This window comes from Kingella potus, assembly GCF_900451175.1.
Taxonomy (GTDB): Bacteria; Pseudomonadota; Gammaproteobacteria; order Burkholderiales; family Neisseriaceae; genus Neisseria; species Neisseria potus.
This window is the reverse complement of record NZ_UGJJ01000001.1, coordinates 287,768-310,876: the sequence shown is the minus strand read 5'-3', so window position 1 is coordinate 310,876 and position 23,109 is coordinate 287,768. Positions and strand designations below refer to the sequence as shown.

The following is a 23,109-nucleotide window of genomic DNA, read 5'->3' as shown; positions in this document are numbered from 1 at the left end:
GGCTTTTTCAGACGGCCTCTCTTCTTTTGCAGGCCTGCGTTCGTCCGCAAAGGAAAGCACAGGCCAAAACAGGGCAGGGCGGCTGCCCTGCGGCCTTTTTCCGCGCCAGCCGCGAAAATTTTTATTCAGACGGCCTCTGCCGCCGCCGCGCTTCCTGCCGGCAAAGCAAAGGCCGTCTGAAAACAGCCGGAACGCCTGCCCGCAGCGGCATCCGGCAATCCGTTTCCGAACCGCCCGCCCGGATTGCACGGGCGGCCGCCGTTTTTTCCATTCAGCAAACAGGTAGACACAATATGGCACAAAACGTAGTAGTCATCGGCTCCCAGTGGGGCGACGAAGGCAAAGGCAAAATCGTAGACTGGCTGGCCGAGCAGTGCGGCGGCGTGGTGCGCTTCCAGGGCGGGCACAATGCCGGACACACGCTGGTGGTGGGCGGCAAAAAAACCGTCCTCCGCCTGATTCCCAGCGGCATCCTGCATGAAGGCCTGACTTGCTTCATCGGATCGGGCGTGGTTGTTTCGCCCGAAGCCCTGCTGGGCGAAATCGACGAACTGACCGCCGCCGGTGTGAAAAACGTCGAAGGCCGTCTGAAAATCGCCCCCACCGCCACCCTGATCCTGCCCTACCATATCGCGCTCGACCAGGCGCGCGAAGCCAGCAGGGGCGAGCAGAAAATCGGTACCACCGGACGCGGCATCGGCCCGGCCTACGAAGACAAAGCCGCCCGCCGCGCCGTGCGCGTGGTGGACTTGTTCGATACGGGCAAGCTGGCGGAAAAAGTACGCGCCAATATCGATCTTTACAATGTCCAACTGCAACACCTGCACAACGCGCCGCCCGTTTCTTTCGACGAAGTCATGGGCAAAATCGAAGGCTTCAAAGCCCGCGTGCTGCCGATGGTGCACGATGTTGCCCGCACGCTTTACGAGAAAAACGCACGCGGCGAACGCCTGCTGTTTGAAGGGGCGCAGGGTACGCTGCTGGACATCGACTACGGCACTTATCCCTTTGTTACCTCGTCCAATTGTCTGGCGGGTGCCGCCTCCGCCGGAGCGGGCGTGCCGCCGCAGATGCTCGATTATGTTTTGGGCATCGTCAAAGCCTACACCACCCGTGTCGGCTCCGGGCCTTTCCCCACCGAGCTTTTCGACGAGACCGGAACAGGGCTGGCCGAGCGCGGCAACGAATTCGGTTCGGTAACGGGCCGTCCGCGCCGCTGCGGCTGGTTTGATGCCGCCGCGCTGAAACGCTCCATCCAAATCAACGGCATCACCGGCATGTGCATTACCAAACTCGACGTGATGGACGGCATGAAGGAAATCAAAATCTGCACCGGCTACGAGTTTGAAGGCAAACGCACCGACATCCTGCCCTTCGGCGCGGATGCGGTGGCCAAATGCGTGCCTGTGTACGAAACCCTGCCCGGATGGAGCGAATCCACTTTCGGCGTGCAGGATTACGATGCGCTGCCCGAAAACGCCCGCCGCTATCTCAAACGCATCGAAGAAGTGTGCGGCGCACCTGTGGCCATCATCTCCACCGGCCCCGACCGCGACCAGACCATCCTGCTGCAACATCCCTTCGCCTGATTGCGCAACAGCTCTGCGCAGGCCGTCTGAAAAGCCGTTTTCCGCTTTTCAGACGGCCTCTTCAATCCCAAAAGGCCGTCTGAAAACACATACCGGCACACCACGGACACACCATGCCGAATCAAGAAAACACCCGCTGGCTCAGCGTCTTCGCCCTGGCCTGCGCCGCCTTTATCTTCAACACCACCGAATTTATCCCCATCGCCCTGCTGAGCGGCATAGGCGAAGGTTTTGCCATGAGTCCGGCCGACACCGGCATCATGATTACCGTCTATGCCTGGGTGGTCGCCCTGATGTCGCTGCCGCTGATGCTCGCCACCCGCAACACCGAGCGGCGCAGGCTGCTGCTGATCCTGTTTGCCGTTTTTGTCGGCGGGCATATCGTTTCCTACTTTGCCCGAAGTTTCGCCATGCTGCTGGCCGGACGTGTCGCCATCGCCCTGACCCACGCCCTTTTCTGGTCGGTTACCGCCGCGCTGGCCGTGCGCGTCGCCCCCAAAGGCAAGGGCAACCAGGCACTCGGCCTGCTCAGCACCGGAACGGTATTGGCCATGGTGCTCGGTATTCCGCTCGGGCGGCTGGCGGGCAATGCCTACGGCTGGCGGCTCAGCTTCCTGCTGATCGGCATAGCCGCCGCCATCGTGGCCGCCGTGCTGGCCAAAACCCTGCCCAAGCTGCCCAGCGTCAATACCGGATCGCTTTCCAGCCTGCCCGTTTTGGCCAAACGCAAAAGCCTGATGCTGCTCTACGCCTTCACCATCCTCATCATCACCGCCCACTTCGCCGCATACAGCTACATCGAACCGTTCGCCCTGCAAACCGCACACCTGCCGCCGCAGCAGGCCACCCTCCTGCTGCTTGTTTACGGCGCGGCCGGATTTGCCGGATCGTATCTTTTCGGCCGCCGCTTCGCCCGCAGCCCGCGCCCGTTTTTCGCCGCCTGCACCGCCGCCGTGGCCGCCGCCATGCTCCTGCTGCTGCCCCTGTCCGGCTCGGTGTGGCCGTTTGCCGCCCTCTGTTTTGTGTGGGGCGCGGCCATCAGCGCACTCAGCCTTGCCATGCTTGCGCGGGTTTTGCATTTTGCCGATGATGCCACCGATGTCGCCACATCCATCTACTCCTCGCTGTACAACGTGGGCATCGGCGGCGGCGCACTGCTCGGCAGCCTTGCCGCGCAGCATATCGGTTTGCAGAACATCGGCTACACAGGCGGCCTCCTTGCCGCCGCCGCCCTGATTCCCGCCCGGCTGCTCATCGCCCGCCCCGATTTTGCCGACAAAACCGGCGGAGCAAAGTAAAAAATCTGCGGCCTGTTTTGTCCCACGCCAAAAGGCCGCATTCATAAGCCGCCCGATTCGTTTGACCATAATTTTCAGACGGCCGCCGCCAATTTCCCGAAAGGACGACAGATGAAAACCTACACCGCCGCGCAAATGCGCCAACACGAACAGGAAGCCGCCGCACGCGGCACCGGTTTCGCACAACTCATGGAAAACGCAGGCCGCGCCGCCGCCGCCGACCTCATGCGCCGGCTGCCCGCACCCGGCCGCGCCCTTTTCGTCTGCGGCAAAGGCAACAACGGCGGCGACGCGCTGGTGATGGCACGCCTGATGCAGGCGCAGGGCTGGCGCGCCGACATTTTCTTTGCCGCCGGCGAAAAGCTGTCCGAACTGGCCGAGGCCAACCGCCAACGCCTGTCCGGCCTCTCCGGCGTGGAATTTGTCGGCGCAGGCGAACTCGAAGGCCGTCTGAAAAACGGCTACACCGTCATTACCGACGGCATTTTCGGCACCGGCTTTGCCGGCACGCTTCCCGCAGACATAGCCTCACTCTGCCGCCGCCTCAACCGCGCAGAGGGTTTCAAAACCGCCCTCGACCTGCCCACCGGCCTCGACTGCGACAGCGGCACAGCCGATCCCGACACCTTCCGCGCCGACCTCACCTACACCTTCGCCGCCTACAAACCCGCCCACCACAGCGCGGAAGGCGGAAAACTCTGCGGCGAAACCGTCTGCCTCGACATCGGCATAGACTGAATGTGCAGAAATGGAGGCCGTCTGAAAAGTGCTTTTTAAAGAGTTTTTTCAGGCGGCCTCTGCTTTTGTTCCATCCTCCGCTTGCGGGGAGGGCGAGGGGGGATTTTGCCGTTCGGCAGGAGCGAAGGAACGCGTGCGCCGCTTCGGCGGCACACCCTACTCAAACGGCCAAATTGCCGCCTGCCGTACCGAAGCAAGGTAAGGTGTGTGGCACAGCCGCGCACCCGTTCCCGCCAAGCAGAAGCAAGGCCGTCTGAAAACCGCAATACGTTCTCAGACGGCCTGATGTTTTCCTAATCCGCCAAACGCTTCCGCCCGCAGAAAACGTATCTGCCGCTTGGGCGGCATCCACCCGAACGGCCAAATTGCCGCCCGCCATGCCGAAGCAAGGTAGGGTGTGGCACAGCCGCGCACGCGGTTTGGAGGTTTCAGACGGCCTTTGTATTCGAATGACACGGAACGCGTGCGTCGCTTAGGCGACACACCCTACGTGGGGAGTTGAGTCGCGTATACCGCTTGGACGGTACGCCCTTTGTCGGGTGGAAACGGATAAACAGGCCGTCTGAAAACGCTTGTCCTGCGGCAAACCCGCTCCCTCTCCTGTACCCGCACGGGGGAGGGTTGGGGAGGGGGTGCGGTTTGCAAAACCGCTTTGCCCGCCGCTCTGCAAATGTCTGCCAAGCGGAAAATGCCTCGTCCCGGCCGTTCGCCGCAAACGGGAGAGGGGAAAAGACAAAGGCCGTCTGAAAATCAGAAACAGCGGCCTTTCAGACGGCCTGCGTCCCTTCTTCTGCCGCAGACCAAAATTGCAACAAATCAGGTTAATTATTGTAAATAATTCATTGCTTTGTTTTAATTTTTATGCCGTTTGAAAGATAATGCGCGTCGCTATTATTTTGCAACCCCCAAGCCTCGACCGCTTGACTCAATTCAGAGAAAGAAACCAATGAAAAACACACAGAAACTTGCCCTGCTGCCGCTGATGGTGGCCGCCGCTTTTGCCTGCGCCGACGAGCAGACCACGCATGAAGAGGGCGGCTTGGAGCAGGTAACCGTCCGCGCCGACGCGAAAAAAGTCCGCGCCGCCCGCTCCTATTCCATCGCCAGCGACGGCGATATGCGCGACCGCGTCAATCTGAGCCTGCTGGGTAAAGCCAACGCCTTTACCGCGCCGATTACCGTAGTGAACTACGACGAAAAAGTCATCAACGACACCGAAGCGCGTTCGCTGGTGGATGCAGTGGCGAAAAAAGACGCGTCCACATGGCAGTTTGGCGGCGAAAGCAACACGCTTACCGGCCTGTATTTCCGCGGCTACCAGCTCGATGCCCGCCAGTTCAGCGTCAACGGTTTGGCAGGCATGTACGGCACGCAGGGCACGGCCAGCGTGCAGGTCGGCTCGGCGCAGCTGATTAAAGGCGCGAGTACCGCCGTAAACGGCATGGACCCCGAAGGCGCGGTATCGGGCGCACTCAATATCGAAACCAAAAAAGCCGCCGACGAGGGTAACCGCAAAATCGGTTTGGCCTGGTTCAGCGACAGCCGCGCCCAAGGCACTTTTGATTTGGGACAGCGTTTCGGCGCAGACAAACAATTCGGCGTACGCGCCAACGGCAGGCTGCGCCACGGCGACACCCCGCGCGAGGGCTACGACGAAGACAATAAGGAATTTGCCCTGAATGCCGACTATCGCGGTGAAAAGCTGCGCATCGCTGCCGACTCCGTGTACGCCAAGCGTAAAACCCACGGCGGCCGCGCCCGTATGCAGGACATCCAAAACGCTTCCGCCCGCCTGTTTGACGCACCGAGCGGCAAAACCAACCTGCTGCCCGCATGGAACTGGCAGAACACCGTCGGCCAGACCAATATGCTGACCTTCGAGTACGACACCGACTACAACTTCCAAGTTACAGGCGGCATCGGCTACAACAAAGCCCGCTACTACGGCACACTCATCTCCCCGACCATCTGCCGCAACGCCAGCACCGCCTGCGCCACCGCCGACCAGTATTACACCGGCACCGCCCGCCTGACCAACCAGTATTTCCGCACCCTCAGCATGAACCTGTCGGCACGCGGCGAATTTGAAACCGGCCCGGTAACGCACAATTGGAGCACCGCGTTCGACCGCATCAACCGCAAACGCGAAACCTATCGCGGCACGGCAGCCGGCAGCAGCAGTGCGCTTATCGACACCAACGGCAACATCGCCGACCAACTGGCCGCCTTCCGCCCCGATTATCCGACAACGTATGAAAGCAGCCCGAATCTGGATGCAGTCATCAAAGTCAACAGCCTCGCGCTTTCCGACACGCTCGGTTTTGCCGACAACAAATACCGCCTCACGCTCGGCGGCCGTTTCCAAGCCGTCGAATACACCGACCGCAAAACAGCACAAAAAGGCGACTCCAAACGCTTCAGCCCGATGCTGATGGCCGCGTGGGTACCCACGCCCGATTTGGTCGTATACGGCAACTACATGGAAGACCTCGAGCCTGCCGACATCAAAACCGACGACGACGGCAACACCACCATGGCCAAACCGCGCGTCAGCCGCCAGTTTGAAATCGGCGTGCGCAAAAACTGGGGCGATTTCGTTACCACGCTCAACGCATTTCAAATCAAACGCCCCGGCTACTGGCGCGGTCAAACCAACGCCGCCGGCCGCCTGACCTACGGCAACAATTCCGCCTTTGCCCGACACAGAGCGGCCGGCGGCGCGGCGGGCGACGAGCAGGGCATCGAACGCAACCGAGGCATCGAGTTCAATATTTATGCCAACCTGCTGAACAAAACCCTGCGCCCCAACCTCGGCATTACCTATTTGCAGTCGGTTGTGAAAGACTACCCCAGCTCCCGCGACGAAATCGTCAACGGCGTGCAGGTAGCCAATCCGCGCGTCATCGCCAAAGCAGGCGTGGAATGGGACACCCCCTTCGCCAAAGGCCTGACCCTGCACACCAATGTCCAGCACTTCGGCAAATCCTATCAGGACGTGTGGAAAAACAATGCCTTCCCGTCTTACACGCTGGTGGACGCAGGCGCACGCTATAAAGCCAAACTCGGCAGCCGCAACGCCCTTACCGTCAGCGGCACGGTGGAAAACCTGTTCAACAAAAAATACTGGCAGGTACAGCGCGGCCAATACGACCGCAGCTTCGCCGTGGTCGGCATGCCGCGCACCTACTGGCTGAAAGCGGAATTGGAGTTTTAATCCGCCACCCGAACGGCCAAACCGCCGTGCCGGACACAGCGTTGCCGAATCTGTCGTAGGGTGTGTGGCAAAGCCACGTACGTGTTTCTGCCGATCAGTTATCTGCGCAGGCATGCCCTGCGGATAAAAAAAGGCCGTCTGAAAACCATTAATATGTTTTCAGACGGCCTCATTTTTTCCTATGTCGCAAAATGCCGAACCCGCAGAAAACGCGTGCGCTGCTTGGGCGGCATACCCTACCCGAACGGTAACATTACTGTCGCATCGGGCCAACGCAGGATGTTTAGCGCAGCCACGCACGCAATCCCGCCGATGCAGAGGCCGTCTGAAAGCACAGCTCCTTAGCAAACCAACTTTCTTCCCTGTGCCGGCGCGGGGTAGGGGCGGTGCAGAACTGCTTTGTTTGCCGTGCTGCAAATTTCGGCTAAACGGCAAAAGCCACCGGAAGCGGGGGAGGGAGCAAAAGACAGAGGCCGTCTGAAAACCGCAATACGCTTTTCAGACGGCCTTATGTTTCCCATCAGCAAAACATGCAGCCTGCAAGAAAAGCGTGCGCTGCTTGTATGACACACTGCCCGAACGGCCAATTCTGGCTGCTGCAAACGGGAAAAATTAGGATGGCGGTATCCGAGCGGCAGAATGTGCCGGGACGTACTGCACGTACCGCCTGCGGCTTGCCGCTTTATATCTTTTCCATTTTGTTTCACTATACAATGCCGCCTTTTCTACGAAGGAAACACGCAATGATTAAAGCGGTTTTATTCGACCTGGACGGCACGCTGGCCGACACCGCCCGCGATTTGGGCGGCGCACTCAACACGCTTTTACGGCGGCGTGCGCTGCCCGAAAAAAGCCTGTGCGAAATCCGTCCCATTGCCGGACTCGGTGCGGGTGCGCTGGTGTCGTTCGGTATGGGTATCGGTGCAGATCATCCTCAGTACGAAACGCTGCGGCAGGAATATTTGGACGAATACGGACGCTGCTCGGGAAAGGATACGGTATTGTTTCCCCAAATTGCCATGCTGATTGCCGGGCTGCACGAACGCGGCATTCTTTGGGGCATTGTTACCAACAAACACGCCCGTTTTACCGATGCGCTCGTGCCGAAACTCGGCTTTCCCGTTCCGCCCGCCGTTACTGTCAGCGGCGACACCTGCGCCGAAGCCAAACCCAGCCCGCAGCCGCTGCTTTACGCCTGCGCACAGCTTAGCCTTGCGCCGCAGCAATGTCTGTATGTCGGCGATGCTTTGCGCGATATTCTGGCCGGACGCAATGCGGGCATGAAAACGGTGGCGGCTCTGTGGGGCTATATCGCACCGGACGACAAGCCCGAGCATTGGGGCGCGGATTTTACAGCGCACCGGCCCGCAGAAATTGCCGGCCTGCTGTAAGGCGTATCGGTGTTGCGGCTGTGTTTGAGGCCGTCTGAAAAATGTTTTTCAGACGGCCTCTTTACTAAGTGCGGATATGCCGCTTTGTATGCAGTTTTGTGCGGCAGTTTGTTCGGACAATGGCAGCAAGACAGGCCGTCTGAAAACGGATATGTGGTTTTCAGACGGCCTCTGTATGGGTCTAATCGTTAAGACGGCGGACTTTGGTAATGGTTTCGCCGTCTTTGTCTGACCGCAGCAGAAACACTTCGGTATTGCGCGGGCGCACCTGCAATTCAAAGGTGCGGAAGCGGCGCATATCGATGCCGTTGTCGCGGCGGATAAGCTGCCACAGGAGCAGGCCGATCCAGAAGCCGTGTCCGAAAACGGTGTAGCTTCCTTCGGGCAGGCGGCGGAAATATTCGCGGGTATCGCTAATGCGGCGGTAGAAAGAAGCGAAGCTGTCGCAGTCTCCGCCGTCGCGGTAGTCGGGATCGTTGCGCTGCCAATAATCTTCGGAAAGCCCGCGCAATTGGGCGAAGGTTTTGCCCTCGATGTTGGCGTATGAGAGGTAGTTGAATTCGTGCAGGTCGTGCAGCACTTCGGCTTTCAGACGGCCTTGTTCGAGAAAGGGGGCGGCAGTCTGGTGTGTACGCAGATAGGGGGAAACGAAAACGGCATCGGGCGCGGGGGTATGTTCGGCAAGCCAGCGGGCTAGGTTTCCGGCCTGTGTTTGTCCGAGCGCGGTAATGGGGATGTCGGCATTGCGGCGGTTTACAGTGCCGCCGTGCGCGGGCATGGCGTTGGCCTCGCTTTGGGCGTGGCGGATGAGGTAAATGTTTTTCATATGCTGTTGCGGCGTAAGGATTTCAGATGTTGGAAAAGGTTGGGTCGTCTGCACGTTTTATGCCAAATTATGTTTGTTTTTGCCGGAATGGTTGATTGGTGGTTTTGGGTGTTTTCAAAAGCTGCGCGGTTTTTCCGTGCCTTTCGGCATTTTGGCAACCCTCAAAAATTCCAAAACAGGTCTTTATGCAAAAAAACAAAAAGTGCAAACAATGCTGGAATTTTCTATATATATATTTCAGACGGCCTGAAGCAGATATGGCAGATAAGATAAGTAAAACAAGATAAAAAAATCTGCGGTGTTGCTGCTTGGCATGAAGAGGCTTTTTAAAGACATTAAAAAAACAATGCCGAGAAAATCCGCCCCATGTTGCCTGCGGCTTGCTGCCTTGCTTTATCCCAGTAAAAAAGCCTGAAAACCAAAAAAACAGCCTGAAAACCGGATTTCGGCTTTCAGGCTGTTGGCACTCACACGTTTACTTTTTCGGCCACTTCGTTGTAGCTGTCGATTTCGTTGAAGTTCATATAGCGGTAAATCTGGTCGCCCTGTTCGTTGATGATGCCGATATTGGCCTGATACTCTTCAACGGTGGGGATTTTGCCCAATTTCGAGCAGATGGCCGCCAACTCCGCCGAGCCGAGATAGACAAAAGTGTTTTTGCCCAAACGGTTGGGGAAGTTGCGGGTGGAGGTGGACATCACGGTCGCGCCCTCGCGGACTTGCGCCTGGTTGCCCATGCACAGCGAGCAGCCGGGCATTTCCATGCGCGCGCCGGCGCGGCCGAGTACGCCGTAGTGTCCTTCGTTGGACAGCTCCTGCGCGTCCATTTTGGTCGGCGGAGCCACCCACAGGCGCACGGGAATGTCGCTTTTGCCTTCAAGCAGCTTGGAAGCGGCGCGGAAGTGGCCGATATTGGTCATGCACGAACCGATAAATACTTCGTCAATCACCGTTCCCGAGCGTTCCGACATAAAGCATACGTCGTCGGGGTCGTTGGGGCAGGCGATAATCGGCTCTTTGATGTCGTCCATATTGATTTCGATGACTGCCGCGTATTCGGCATTGTCGTCGGCTTCGAGCAGCTTCGGATCGGCCAGCCACGCTTCCATGGCTTTGATGCGGCGTTCGAGCGTGCGTGGGTCTTTGTAGCCGTCGGCAATCATGTTTTTCATCAGCACGATGTTGGACTTCATATACTCGATAATCGGTGCTTCGTTCAGCTTGACGGTACAGCCGGCGGCGGAGCGTTCGGCCGAAGCATCGGAAAGCTCGAATGCCTGTTCCACTTTCAAATCGGGCAGGCCTTCGATTTCGAGAATACGGCCGGAGAAAATGTTTTTCTTGCCGGCTTTGGCAACGGTAAGCAAGCCTTGTTTGATGGCGTAAAGCGGAATGGCGTTGACCAAATCGCGCAGGGTAACGCCCGGTTGCAGGCTGCCTGAAAAGCGCACCAACACCGATTCGGGCATATCCAGCGGCATCACGCCGGTGGCGGCGGCAAAGGCGACCAGCCCCGAACCGGCGGGGAAGGAAATGCCCAAGGGGAAGCGGGTGTGCGAGTCGCCCCCCGTGCCGACGGTGTCGGGCAGCAGCAGGCGGTTGAGCCAGGAGTGGATTACGCCGTCGCCGGGGCGCAGGGCAACGCCGCCGCGTGTCGAGATAAATTCGGGCAGCTCTTTGTGGGTTTTTACGTCAACGGGTTTGGGATAGGCCGCCGTGTGGCAGAACGACTGCATCACCAAATCGGCAGAGAAGCCCAAACATGCCAAATCTTTCAATTCGTCGCGGGTCATCGGGCCGGTGGTGTCTTGGGAGCCGACGGTGGTCATGCGCGGTTCGCAGTAAGTGCCGGGACGCACGCCCTGTCCTTCGGGCAGGCCGCAGGCGCGGCCGACCATTTTCTGCGCCAGCGAGAAGCCGGCATTGCTTTGTGCGGGCGACTGGGGCAGGCGGAATTCGGTGGAGGCGGGCAGTTTCAAAGCTTCGCGGGCTTTGGCGGTCAGCCCGCGCCCGATAATCAGGTTGATGCGGCCGCCGGCCTGTACTTCGTCGAGCAAAACTTGCGATTTCAGCTCGAATTCGGCAACGGTTTCGCCGTTTTTCACGATTTTGCCTTCATAGGGCAGAATATCGACCACGTCGCCCATTTTCAGTGCGGAAACATCGACTTCAATCGGCAGCGCGCCCGAGTCTTCTTGCGTATTGAAGAAAATCGGGGCGATTTTGCCGCCGAGGCACACGCCGCCGTAGCGTTTGTTGGGTACGAACGGAATGTCCAATCCGGTATGCCAGATTACAGAGTTGGTGGCGGATTTGCGCGAAGAGCCGGTGCCGACCACGTCGCCCACATAAGCAACGGGGTGGCCTTTGGTTTTGAGTTCTTCCAAGAGCTTAATCGGGCCGATTTCGCCCGGTTTGTCGGTGCTGATGCCGTCGCGCGGGTTTTTCAGCATGGCCAGCGCGTGCAGCGGAATGTCGGGGCGCGACCATGCGTCGGGCGCGGGCGAGAGATCGTCGGTATTGGTTTCGCCGTCGACTTTGAATACGGTAACGGTGATTTTTTCGGGCACTTTTTCGCGCGAGGTAAACCATTCGGCATCGGCCCATGATTTCAGCACGGCTTGGGCGTGCGGGTTGCCTTGTTCGGCTTTTTCCTGAACGTCGTGAAACGAATCGAACATCAGCAGCGTGTGTTTCAGGCCTTCGGCGGCAATCGGGGCGAGTTTTTCGTTGTCGAGCAGCTCGATAAGCGGGTGGATGTTGTAACCGCCGAGCATAGTGCCCAAAAGTTCGGTGGCGTATTCGGGCGAAACCAGCGGGCTTTGGGCGCTGCCCTCGGCAACGGCGGCGAGAAACGAGGCTTTGACTTTGGCCGCGTCGTCCACGCCGGCGGGAATGCGGTTGGCAAGCAGGTCGAGCAGAAATTCACTTTCGCCTGCGGGCGGGTTTTTCAGCAGTTCGGCCAAATCGGCGGTTTGCTGTGCGGTGAGGGGAAGGGCGGGAATGCCCAGAGCTTCGCGCTCTGCGGCGGCTTTGCGATAGGCTTCTAACATTGTTCGTTCCTTTATCTGTTTTTCTTTTGGCACTTGCGGATGTAGTCCGAAGTAGTCGGCGAACTATAAACCAAATCCCGACAAATAGGAATACGGGCAGCACGGGTTTACAGTATGAAAAGAATGTTGATAAACAAATACAATGAGGCCGTCTGAAAACCGGTCTGCAAACGCAGCGTTCCCCCGTGTTTCCATACTGCCGGCACGGCCTTGCCGTCTGCCGCAATCTGCTATACTGCGCGGCTGTTTTCCGCATCGGTTTTTTGAAACATGAAACGTCTGCAATCGGGTAAATTCTGGTTCAAGTCCTTTACTGCCATCGTGCTGTTTTCCGCAGCGGCCTTTACCGCGCAGTACATCCTGCTGGCATGGCTGTTTGCGCCGGAAAAGCTGCGGCAGGCGGCGGATGCGGCGGTGGCGGGTACGGGACGCAAAGTGCGTTTCCTCGACGAAGGGCGCACCACTGTTTTCCCGCGTCCGACGGTAACGCTCAAACAGGTGGAAATTACCCGTCCGCACGGGGAGGCGGCGGAAATCCGTGTGGAAGAAATGCGGTTGGGTATCGGCTGGGGCAGCCTTTGGGGAACGCCGAGAATCGAAAAATGGGTGCTGCTGCGCCCCGAGTTTTCCCTCTCGCGCGACAGTGGGGGAAAATGGAATGTGGCCGACCTGTTGGCGAAAGAAAGCCGTTTCGACGTGGACAGAATCATCGTCGAAGACGGCCGCCTGCTGTTGGACACCCCCGAACGGCGGCACACTTTGGAAAGCGTCAGTCTGAACGTGAATAATGCCGACGACGCACAGACGCAGATTAAAGCATCAGGCCGTCTGAAAACCCCGTTGTGGGAAGAAGATGCGCTGTGGCGGTTGCAAGGCACGCTGCACCGCAACGCACAAGGCTGGCGGATACCCGAGCTGGCGGCAGAAGGCGGCAGCAGCCGCAGCGGCACGGCTTTTTCCTTCCGTTTTGCCGCCGACGCATCCTGGCAGCGCGACACCGGCCGGACCCGTTTTGCCAAAGCCGCCTTCAAACTGGATATTCCCGATTACGATCTGCACCTCAATGCCGAATCGCCAGCTATCGAAGCAAACGGCGAAAGCATGACCGCCGCCAATGCCAACGCCGTGCTCACAGCGAACCGCGACGGCGTATCGTGGGACGGCACATTGTCGGCAAAAAACATCGCAGTATGGTCGGACAGGGCCTCGGCCGAACAAATCGGAGCCAATGCCGGCCGCAAAACCGCCGCCACCCACACCGCTTTCACGCTCGACACCCCGCTGGCATGGCGCAAAGGCGGCTGGGAAATGCCCGCTGCCAAACTGACCACCCGTATGGAAAACGCCGCCGGCAACCCCCGCCCGCGCCTTGTTTCCGAACTGGAAGGCGTGTGGGCATACGACAAAGGCCGCTGGCAGGGCAGTATGAAAGGGCAGCTCGACCGCGAAGCCGTTTCCCTGTCGGCCGACTACACACCCGCAGAACGCGGAAGCGGCCGCCCCGCCAAACTGACCGCAGCCCTCAGCCTCGACAAACTCGCCCTTTCGCCCTATCTCGACAACCTGCCCGAAGGAGCCGCCGCCTATCCCGTTTGGCTGCAAAAGAGCGGCACACCCGAAATCGAAGCCGACATCAGCATCGGCACCCTGCAAACCGCCCAGCTCGAAATCAACAAACTCTCCACCCGCCTTTTGGCCGACAAACACCGCATCGTCCTGCCCGATTTCCGCGCCGAACTTTACAACGGCAGCACCGAAGGCGGCATCAGCATGGCCAATACCAGCCCTCCCACCTACCATTTGCAGCAATACGCCCGCAACATCAACATCCGCCCCCTCATGCAGGATCTGTTCCGCTACGGCAGCCTCAGCGGCAGCGGCGATGCCGAAATCGACATCACCGCCCAGGGCGGCGACCGCGCAAGCCTTACCCGCACCCTGGCCGGTACGCTCGAACTCAACCTCAGCAAAGGCACATGGCAGGGCATCAACCTCAACCAGGCTCTGCAAAACCTCCTCGGCAACCGCCCCGTCCAAGCCGAAGCCCAATCCGTTACCCCGTTTGAACGTTTTGCCGTCAGCAGCGTCATCCGCAAAGGCATCAGCCGCCACGAAAAAGCCGAGCTCCATTCCGACCGCCTGCGCATCGAGCTGACCGGCGACACCGACTTCAACACCATGACCCTCAACGAACATCTCAAACTCTACCCCGCAGGCAGCGACGGCAGCCCTGTTCCCATCAACATACGCGGCAAGCCCGACAACCTCTCCGTTACCATCGATTACAAAAGCCTCACCGAAGGCCTGGACACCGCCGAAGAAAAGCAGCAGGCACTGACCCGCGCCATACGCGAACAATGGCAGTGGCTCAGCAATCAGAACAGCGGAAAAACACCGCAGAGGCCGTCTGAAAACGGACGCGGCAGCTTGCGGCAAAGGCAGAATCCTGCCCCGTCTGCCACACCGTAACAGTGCAAAACAAAGGCCGTCTGAAAACCGCCCCGCCAATGCCGCATCCGGTACGCCTGCCGAAACAGGCGGCGGACAGACCGTTGCCTGCTTGGGCAACCGCTGCTGCTTCCGAATGCAGGCACGCGGAACAGATACACAGCCTGCCGTGCCGAAAGCTGCATAGGCCGTCTGAAAATGCCGTTTCGGCAAAATCCGAAACCGTTTACCCGTTTGGAAAACCATCCCGTGCGGATACCGCGTACGGAAAACAGGCGCAGCCGCCGGCCGCTGTTTATAGGGCTGCAGCATAGAAAAAACACGGCGGCCGGCAACACAGGCAGTACGGGGCAGATTTTTCCGGCATTGTTTTTAATGCCTTAGAAAATCCGCTTCCGGCTAAGGCGCAGCACCACCGCAGATTTTTTATTTTGTTCCGCCATACCCGAAACCGAAACCATGCACCCCGTTCCCGCCGCCGTCCTGCGCAGCCTGCCCGAAGCCGTCCGCCGCGCCCGCCGTATCGAAGCCGCACTCAGCGGCGGCCTCGATTCCGTCGTTTTGCTGCACATCCTTGCGCAGCTTAAAGACAGGCTGAACGCCGAAATCTCCGCTGTCCACGTCCACCACGGCCTGCACCCCGAGGCCGACGGCTGGCTCGGATTCTGCCGCAGCTACTGCGCGGCACTCGGCGTGCCGCTGCGCTGGCAGAAAGTCATAGTCGAACCCGCAGGCAAAGGCATTGAAGCTGCCGCCCGCCAGGCACGCTACCGCGTGTTCGCACAAAGCCCCGCCGACATCATCGCCGCCGCCCACCATGCCGACGACCAAACCGAAACTTTTTTCTTAGCCGCCCTGCGCGGCGGCGGCTTGCGCGCCCTGGCCGCTATGCCCGAACTGCGCCCGCTTGCCGAAAATCCCGCCCTGCAACTGTGGCGGCCGCTCCTGCCCTACACCCGCGCCGAGCTGGCCGCCTATGCCGCCGAACACCGTCTCGAATACGTTACCGATCCGGCCAACAGCGACCCCAGCTACCTGCGCAACTGGCTGCGCCATGACGGCCTGCCGCATTGGCGGCGGCACAGCCCGCAAATCGACCGCCACATCCGCACCGCCGTCGCCTTGTTGCAGGACGAACTGGCCGTATTGCAGGAAGCCGTTGAAGTCGACCGGCAGGCTGTGTGCGACGCGCACGGTTTCCATACGGAACGCTGGCGGCAGCTTACCCCCGCGCGCCGCCGTCAAAGCATCCGCCTCCTGCTGCTCGAACACGGAGGCGGCTTAAAAAACAAAGCCTTTCTCGCCGACTTCTGCCGCGTGTTGTACGAAATCGGCGCAGGCGAAGCGCAGTGGCGGCTGAACGGGCAAATTCTGATTGCCAGCCGCAACCGCCTGTATTTTCTGCCCGAAGGCTGGCAGCGGCAGTACACACCCGCCGCAGGGCAGGGCGGCTTGCAGGAATGGCAGGCGCGTGGCTGGCAGTTCCGCAGTTTCCGGCGCGGCCTGCCGCCCGAAATGCTTGGCCAAACCCTGCGCATACGCCCGATAGAATCACGCGATCTGATAGCCACGCCCGCCGGCCGCAAACCGCCCAAACAAATTCTGCACGAACACGGCATCCCCCCTTTTATCCGCTCCTGCTGGCCGCTGCTCACAGATGCGGAAAACCGCCCCCTCGCCCTGGCCAACCTATGCGCCGACAGCCGCTTTGCCGTTTCAGACGGCCGCATTCCCTGCGATCCCGCGTTTGACCGTTTTGTACCGCCGAATCCTGCGTAGGGCGCAGCCACTAGGCGGCACACGGTTCCCAACCGCAGAGAGGCCGTCTGAAAAAGCACAGACGGCAGTTCCGATACGCCGAATCCGTGCTTTCAGACGGCCTTGTTGTTCTGTTTTGCAAGCCGCTGTATACATTTCCGAAACCGCGTGCGTGGCTGCGCCACACACCCTACCTAGAAACAGAGGCCGTCTGAAAAACGGAATGTCGTATTTTCAGACGGCCTTTCTTTTAGCGTGCAGCGTGTTGCTTATGCTGTCCGGCATAGGCGGGGTACGCTTGTTCCGTCAGACAAACGGGCGGTCTTATCAGGCGGATGCGGCGGCGGTTTTGCCCGCCAGATATTCCGCCAGCCCGCGCTCGCGCAGGATGCAGCTCGGGCATTCGTGGCAGCCGCCGGTGATGCCGTTGTAGCAGGTGTGGGTATGCTCGCGGATATAGTCGAGGTATCCCAATTTGTCGGCCAACGCCCATGTTTGGGCTTTGGTAAGGTACATCAGCGGGGTGTGGATTTGAAAGGCGTAGTCCATGGCGAGATTGAGGCTGACGTTCATGGATTTGACGAATACGTCGCGGCAGTCGGGATAGCCGGAAAAATCGGTTTCGCATACGCCGGCAATAATGTGGCGGATACCTTGTCCTTTGGCATAGATGGCGGCGTAGAGCAGAAACAGGGCGTTGCGTCCGTCGACGAAGGTGTTGGGCAGGCCGCCGGGGCCGGTTTGAATCGCAGCGGTGCCGTCCATCAGCGCGTTGCTGGTAATCTGCCGTATCAGGCTCAAATCGAGCAGGGTCTGTTTCACGCCCAAATCCTGTGCGATGGCGGCGGCGCGTTCGAGTTCGACGGCGTGCCGCTGGCCGTAGCGGAAGCTGAGGGCTTCGACGTTTTCGCGGCCGTAGGTGTGTAATGCCTGAATCAGGCAGGTGGTGGAGTCTTGGCCGCCGGAGAAGATGACCAGTGCTTTTTCGCTGTTCATGTGATGTGTTGGCAATTGTTTGAAAAACAGGCCGATTATAGCGGATTTGGCGGCGGGGGCTTGCGGGCGTAGAATGCGCGGCGGTTTTAGAAAAATGCAGACAGGAGGAAAAGGATATGTTTTGGGCAATTATTTCGGCCTGCTCGATTGTGGTGGCGGTGTTGGTGGTTTGGGTAAACGCCGGTGCGCTGGGTATGGAGGAGCAGGATCACAAGGAGTTGTCGGAATATGAAAAACGCTTCGGGCTGGGGCCGCAGCCTGCGGTAAAAAAGGATGAAAAATCCGAAAGCTGACGGGTGGCCGCGCAAGCCGTATTACTTGTTCGGATTGTATGGAAAGAGGCCGTCTGAAAATTGTTTTTCAGACGGCCTTTTGCTTCAATTGCCCATCACATCATATCAATAGAAGCCTTCGCGTTCTTCGCGGGTGCTGATGTAGATGTTTTTCACCTGGGTGTAGGCGGCGAGCATCATTTTGTGGGTTTCGCGGCCGATACCGGAAGTTTTGTAGCCGCCGAACGGTGCGCCTGCGGGCAGACGGTTGTAGCAGTTTACCCAAACGCGGCCGGTCTCGATGGCGTTGGCCACGCGCAGGCAGCGGTTGATGTCGCGGCTCCATACCGCGCCGCCGAGGCCGTATTCGCTGTCGTTGGCCATGGCAATGACTTCTTCTTCGGTTTTGAATTTGATGACGGTAGCCACAGGGCCGAAGATTTCTTCTTGGGCGATGCGGTCGCGGTTGCTGTTGGCAGCAATCAGGGTCGGCTCGACAAATTCGCCTTTGGCCAAATCGCCTTCGATTTTCTTGCCGCCGGTAATGATGCGGCAGCCTTCCTGCTCGCCGATTTTCACATATTTCATGATGGTTTCGAGCTGGTTTGCGCTAACCTGCGAACCCATCATGGTATCGTCTTCCCACGGCAGGCCGACTTTGACTTTTTTAAACTCTTCGGCCAAGGCGGCAACGAATTTGTCATAAATGCCTTCCTGCACGAAGATACGCGAACCGGCACAGCAGACCTGACCCTGGTTGAACAGAATGCCTTTTTGCGCGCCCTCGAGTGCTTTGTCGAAAGGCATATCGTCAAAGAAGATGTTGGCGGATTTGCCGCCGAGTTCGAGTGTGGCGGGAATCAGCATTTCCGCAGCGGCAATGCCGATGTGGCGGCCGATTTCGGTGGAACCGGTAAAGGCCAGTTTGTTGAAGCCTTTGTGGTGCAGCATACATTCGCCGGATTTGCTGCCGCGTCCGGTGATGATGTTCAACACGCCTTTGGGCAGCAGATGGTTGATTTTTTGGGCAAACGACAACAGGCTCAACGATGTGCTGGAAGAGGGGTGGATGACGATGGTGCAGCCTGCGGCCAGCGCGGGGGCGATTTTCCATGCGGCCATCAGGAAGGGGAAGTTCCACGGGATAATCTGGCCGACCACGCCGATGGGTTCGCGCAATACGATGGACAGGTCTTCCTGGTCGATTTGGTTGCAGGTACCTTCTTCGCCGCGGATTACGCCGGCAAAATAGCGGAAATGGTCGGCAGCCAGCGGGATGTCGGCAGCGCGGGTTTCGCGGATGGGTTTGCCGTTGTCCAGAGTTTCCTGCAAGGCAAAAAGTTCGGTGTTTTCGTCGATTACGTCGGCGATTTTGTTCAGGATGACGGCGCGTTCGGCAGCGGTGGTTTTACGCCAGGTTTTGAACGCCTGCTGCGCGGCGGCTACGGCCGCATCGACATCCGCGTCGGAGGCATCGGTAAATTTCGCCAGAATTTCGCCGTTGGCGGGATTGTAGGAATCGAGCAGCGCACCGGGTTTGGTCCACTCGCCGTTGATCAGCAAGCCGTATTCTTTGTCAAACACATTCAAATCTTTTGCCATTTTTTGTCTCCAAAAGTTGTTCATTAACGTTTTACTGCCTGGTGCAGAATAGGGCTTTTTGCCTTACAAAATCAAGGCCTGCCCGGTAATATATTATGTAAAACATTTTTACATATGATAATTGTTCATCTTGAAAACGAAATTACGTTAAATTTTTCATAAAGTGATTTTTTTATACCCTGAAAATAGAGTATTCGTTATTTCTCAGTTTGATATAATATAACAAATTTAATTATTTCAAATATTTACCGCTTTTCCATAGCTTGACGCTTGCCGGCATCGCCAACATACTGCCGTATATCCGCAACCAACCGACAACAGGAGCATCATCATGAAAATGAAAGCAGCAGTGGTTACCCCCGAAAGCAACGGCAATGTCGAAATCATCGAGCGCGAAATCCGCCCAATCGAAAGCGGCGAGGCATTGGTCGAAGTGGAGTACTGCGGCGTGTGCCATACCGATTTGCACGTTGCCGCCGGCGATTACGGCAAAAAGCCCGGCCGCGTGCTCGGCCACGAAGGCATCGGTATTGTCAAAGAAGTGGCGCCCGACGTGAAAAGCCTCAAAGTCGGCGACCGTGTCAGCATCGCCTGGCTGTTTGCGAGCTGTGGTTCGTGCGAATACTGCAACAGCGGCCGCGAAACTTTCTGCCGCAGCGTGCTCAATTCGGGCTACACCGCCGACGGCGGTATGGCTACCCACTGTATCGTGGATGCGGACTACGCGGTAAAAGTGCCGGAAGGCCTCGACCCCGCCCAGGCCAGCAGCATTACCTGCGCCGGCGTTACCACCTACAAAGCGATTAAGGTGTCCGGCGTGCGTCCGGGTCAGTGGATTGCGATTTACGGCGTGGGTGGCTTGGGTAATTTGGCCGTGCAGTATGCGAAAAAAGTGTTCGGACATCATGTGATCGCCATCGACACCAACGACGACAAACTCGCGTTGGCGCAAAAAGTGGGTGCCGATTTGATTGTGAACCCTCTCAAAGAAGACGCGGCCAAATTCATTCAGGAAAAAACCGGCGGCGCACACGGCGCGGTAGTTACCGCCGTATCCCGTGCCGCGTTCAATTCCGCCGTGGACTGCCTGCGTGCCTGCGGCCGCCTGGTGGCTGTCGGCCTGCCGCCGGAAATGATGGATTTGTCCATCCCACGCCTGGTGTTGGACGGTATCGAAGTGGTCGGCTCTTTGGTGGGTACGCGCGAAGATTTGGCAGAAGCGTTCCAATTCGGCGCGGAAGGCTTGGTGGTACCGGTGGTGCAGCTTCGTCCGCTGGAAGATGCCAACGCTATTTTCCAAGAAATGCGCGACGGCAAAATTCAAGGTCGCATGGTTATTGATATGAAAAACTGCGGCTGCGGCCACGCGCACTAGCCTAAACGGCAAAGCAAACGCAGAGGCCGTCTGAAAAACGGGGCAGGCTGTCCTGCCTTGTTTTCAGACGGCCTTTTTGCCTTTACACAGACAGGGTTCGGGCGCAGAATGAAATAGGAAACCTTATCTTTACAGGCCGTCTGAAAACGGGTTTCCGCTTTTCAGACGGCCTCTCATTTATTCGGGAGCTTGATATGGAATTGAAACGACGTGAATTTTTGCAACTGGCTGCCGCGTTGGCCGCAGCAGGCGCATCGCCTGCGCTGTGGGCGGCGGGCAGGGAGCCGTTTACCGTGTACGGTGCGCCCGCGCTGCCGAGCATGATGATTGCCGTGGCAGCCTTGCAGGGGAAGCTGGCCAAGCAGGCGGACGTATCGCTGAAAATCTGGCGTTCGCCCGACCAGCTCCGCGCGGGTGTGGCAAGCGGCCAGTTTAAAATCATGATGAGTCCGAGCAATGTCGGTGCAAACCTGCGCAACCAGGGGCGCAAAGTCGGCATGGTAAACATCCTCACCAACGGCATTACCCAGATCGTATGCAAACAAAATATCGCCGCGCCGCAGGATTTGGCGGGTAAAAAAATCATCGTGCCGTTTAAAAACGATATGCCCGACATTGTGTTGCAGGCACTTTTGAAAAAACTGAAAATCGATGCGGGCAAAGTGGCCGTTACCTATGCTGCCACGCCCGTCGAAGCGGTGGGGCTGTTTTTGGGCAAAGACTTCCATGCCGCCGTATTGCCCGAACCGATGGCCAGCGCGTGCATCCTGCGCGGCAAAGCCATGGGCGCAAACATTATGCGCGGCTTCGATCTGGTAAAAGCATGGGGGCAGGCGTTTGATACCAAGCCGCTGATTCCGATGGCGGGCATCATTGCCGACACGGATTATTTCCGCGCACACAAAGCACAGTTTGACACCTTCCACCAAGATCTGAAAAACGCACTCGTGTGGATCAACGCCAACCGCCAAAGTGCCGCCCAAATCGGCAAAAACTACCTGCCCGCGCCCGAGCCGGCACTGGCGGCCGGTTTGGATGGCGCAAGGCTCACCGTTACCAAAGCCTCGGAAATCAAAAACGAAATCCTGCATTTCTACGAGATTCTGATGCAGTTCAATCCCAAGCTGCTGGGCGGCAAAATGCCCGACAGCGGATTCTTCCTATCCTAAATATCGCCCCGAAGGCGGCAAAGAGGCCGTCTGAAAACCGGCAAATCCGTTTTCAGACGGCCTTGCGTCTGCCATTCTGCCCGCCGCCGTGCGCGGCCTTCCTGTATCATTGCGCCTTTTGTCTGATTCCAACCGGAGCAAAGCATGAGTGCCGTCTGCCTTTACCATCCGCTCAATACGCTCAAACCTTTCGGCGACAGCATCCGGATTGCCGACGGCGGCGAAATCCGCATGAGCTTTCCGCTCGGTATCAAAATTCCGTTCAGCACCCGCATGACGGTGGTGCGGCTTTCAGACGGCGGCTTGTGGTGCCATTCCCCCATTGCCCCCGCGCCCGAACTGCTGGCACAAATCGACGCGCTGGGCGAAGTGCGCCACCTGGTTTCGCCGAACAAAATCCACTACGCCCACATCGCCGCATGGAAAGCGCGTTATCCGCAGGCCAAGGCGTGGGCAAGCGCGGGCGTGCGCGAACGGGCGGCGGCGCAGGGTATGGCCGTGTCGTTTGATGCCGATTTGGGTGGAGACGCGCCGGAAGAATGGGCGGACGATTTGGCGCAGATGCCGTTTGCAGGCAGCCGGGTCATGACCGAAACGGTGTTTTTCCACCGCGCCAGCCGCACGCTGATACTGGCCGATCTGATTGAAAATTTTGAAACGGCGAAATTTCCCGGCCGCTTTTGGGCAGGCGTGGTAAAGCTCGCAGGCATTGCCGACCCCGACGGCAAAGCCCCCGCCGACTGGCGCGCCACATTCAAAGACAAAGCCGCCGCCCGCGCCTGCCTCGAACGCATTTTGGCGTGGCGGCCTGAAAAAATTATTCTGGCGCACGGGCGTTGCTACGAAGCAAACGCCGTGGCGGAATTGGAACGCGCCTTCCGCTGGCTGGATTAGGCCGTCTGAAAACCGTTTTACAGAAACCAAACCATGAAAATCACCAAAATCTTCAGCTTCGATTCGTCGCATCTGCTCGACGGGCACGACGGCAAATGCAAAAACCTGCACGGCCACACCTACCGCCTCGAAATCACCGTTTCAGACGGCCTGATCAAAGGCGGCGCAAAAGACGGCATGGTCATGGATTTTGCCGACCTCAAAGCCATTGCCGAACGCGAAATCATCGATCCTTTCGACCACGCCTTTCTCTATCACGCGGGCAACGCGCGCGAAAGCCAAATCGCCGCGCTCTTGGAAGGCTGGCAGATGAAAACGCTGCGCCTGGGCTGCCGCACCACCGCCGAAAACATGGCGGCGGAAATCTACGGCCGTCTGAAAAAAGCAGGGCTGAACGTGTGCAGCGTCAAATTGTGGGAAACGCCGACATCGTGCGCCGAATTTGAAGGAGCAGGGCAATGAAGCAGCGCGTCATGATTCCGGCGC

At 58.5% G+C, this 23,109-nt stretch carries 16 protein-coding genes; 12 read left to right on the top strand and 4 right to left on the bottom strand.

All coding sequences use genetic code 11. The features are described 5' to 3' along the window. Nucleotides 1-293: 293 nt before the first annotated feature. From DYE40_RS01480 to DYE40_RS01460, 5 genes are all read left to right on the top strand, one after another. The gene (locus tag DYE40_RS01480; RefSeq protein ID WP_115308235.1) at nt 294-1,589 is read left to right on the top strand and encodes an adenylosuccinate synthase; all 1,296 of its coding nucleotides are present in this window, start codon (nt 294-296) and stop codon (nt 1,587-1,589) included. A 113-nt stretch (nt 1,590-1,702) separates the two neighbouring features. Further along, on the top strand, nt 1,703-2,887 hold the full coding sequence (locus DYE40_RS01475; protein ID WP_115307417.1) for a sugar transporter: 1,185 nt from the start codon (nt 1,703-1,705) through the stop codon (nt 2,885-2,887). Nucleotides 2,888-2,998: 111 nt separating this feature from the next. Next, on the top strand, nt 2,999-3,625 hold the full coding sequence (locus DYE40_RS01470; protein WP_115307416.1) for an NAD(P)H-hydrate epimerase: 627 nt from the start codon (nt 2,999-3,001) through the stop codon (nt 3,623-3,625). A gap of 1,144 nt (nt 3,626-4,769) precedes the next feature. Next, the gene (locus DYE40_RS01465; RefSeq protein ID WP_245944064.1) at nt 4,770-6,839 is read left to right on the top strand and encodes a TonB-dependent receptor; all 2,070 of its coding nucleotides are present in this window, start codon (nt 4,770-4,772) and stop codon (nt 6,837-6,839) included. Nucleotides 6,840-7,582: 743 nt separating this feature from the next. After that, nucleotides 7,583-8,230 (top strand): HAD family hydrolase, encoded by a 648-nt coding sequence (locus DYE40_RS01460; protein WP_115307414.1) that lies wholly within the window; start codon nt 7,583-7,585, stop codon nt 8,228-8,230. 181 nt (nt 8,231-8,411) lie between these two features. On the opposite strand, the gene DYE40_RS01455 is transcribed toward DYE40_RS01460, so the two are convergent. Beyond that, entirely contained in the window at nt 8,412-9,056 is a 645-nt protein-coding gene (locus DYE40_RS01455) for a histidine phosphatase family protein (protein WP_115307413.1), read from the bottom strand. Nucleotides 9,057-9,523: 467 nt separating this feature from the next. Beyond that, nucleotides 9,524-12,109: a bifunctional aconitate hydratase 2/2-methylisocitrate dehydratase gene (acnB, locus tag DYE40_RS01450; protein WP_115308234.1), complete on the bottom strand. Its 2,586-nt coding sequence runs from the start codon at nt 12,107-12,109 to the stop codon at nt 9,524-9,526. 270 nt (nt 12,110-12,379) lie between these two features. On the opposite strand from acnB, the gene DYE40_RS01445 reads away from it, so the two are divergent. Both DYE40_RS01445 and tilS read left to right on the top strand, forming a co-directional pair. Further along, nucleotides 12,380-14,578: an AsmA family protein gene (locus DYE40_RS01445; RefSeq protein ID WP_115307412.1), complete on the top strand. Its 2,199-nt coding sequence runs from the start codon at nt 12,380-12,382 to the stop codon at nt 14,576-14,578. A gap of 438 nt (nt 14,579-15,016) precedes the next feature. Then, nucleotides 15,017-16,336 carry a tRNA lysidine(34) synthetase TilS gene (gene tilS, locus DYE40_RS01440; protein ID WP_115307411.1) on the top strand — a complete coding sequence of 440 codons (1,320 nt, stop codon included), beginning with the start codon at nt 15,017-15,019 and terminating at the stop codon, nt 16,334-16,336. A 306-nt stretch (nt 16,337-16,642) separates the two neighbouring features. On the opposite strand, the gene queC is transcribed toward tilS, so the two are convergent. Continuing rightward, the gene (gene queC, locus DYE40_RS01435; protein ID WP_115307410.1) at nt 16,643-17,311 is read right to left on the bottom strand and encodes a 7-cyano-7-deazaguanine synthase QueC; all 669 of its coding nucleotides are present in this window, start codon (nt 17,309-17,311) and stop codon (nt 16,643-16,645) included. Nucleotides 17,312-17,427: 116 nt separating this feature from the next. Here queC and DYE40_RS12475 point away from each other — a divergent pair, with 116 nt between their 5' ends. Beyond that, on the top strand, nt 17,428-17,604 hold the full coding sequence (locus DYE40_RS12475; protein ID WP_172461185.1) for a hypothetical protein: 177 nt from the start codon (nt 17,428-17,430) through the stop codon (nt 17,602-17,604). Between the two features lie 105 nt (nt 17,605-17,709). On the opposite strand, the gene DYE40_RS01430 is transcribed toward DYE40_RS12475, so the two are convergent. Beyond that, nucleotides 17,710-19,185: an aldehyde dehydrogenase family protein gene (locus tag DYE40_RS01430; RefSeq protein WP_115308233.1), complete on the bottom strand. Its 1,476-nt coding sequence runs from the start codon at nt 19,183-19,185 to the stop codon at nt 17,710-17,712. Between the two features lie 331 nt (nt 19,186-19,516). Here DYE40_RS01430 and adhP point away from each other — a divergent pair, with 331 nt between their 5' ends. The 4 genes from adhP (at nt 19,517) to queD (ending at nt 23,085) form a co-directional block, all read left to right on the top strand. After that, nucleotides 19,517-20,560 carry an alcohol dehydrogenase AdhP gene (adhP, locus tag DYE40_RS01425; RefSeq protein ID WP_172461184.1) on the top strand — a complete coding sequence of 348 codons (1,044 nt, stop codon included), beginning with the start codon at nt 19,517-19,519 and terminating at the stop codon, nt 20,558-20,560. 194 nt (nt 20,561-20,754) lie between these two features. Further along, entirely contained in the window at nt 20,755-21,729 is a 975-nt protein-coding gene (locus DYE40_RS01420) for an ABC transporter substrate-binding protein (RefSeq protein ID WP_115307409.1), read from the top strand. 144 nt (nt 21,730-21,873) lie between these two features. After that, on the top strand, nt 21,874-22,623 hold the full coding sequence (locus tag DYE40_RS01415; protein WP_115307408.1) for a DUF4336 domain-containing protein: 750 nt from the start codon (nt 21,874-21,876) through the stop codon (nt 22,621-22,623). Between the two features lie 33 nt (nt 22,624-22,656). After that, a complete protein-coding gene (gene queD / locus DYE40_RS01410) occupies nt 22,657-23,085 on the top strand; it encodes a 6-carboxytetrahydropterin synthase QueD (RefSeq protein WP_115307407.1) in 429 nt (142 codons plus the stop codon). The last annotated feature ends 24 nt before the right edge of the window (nt 23,086-23,109 follow it).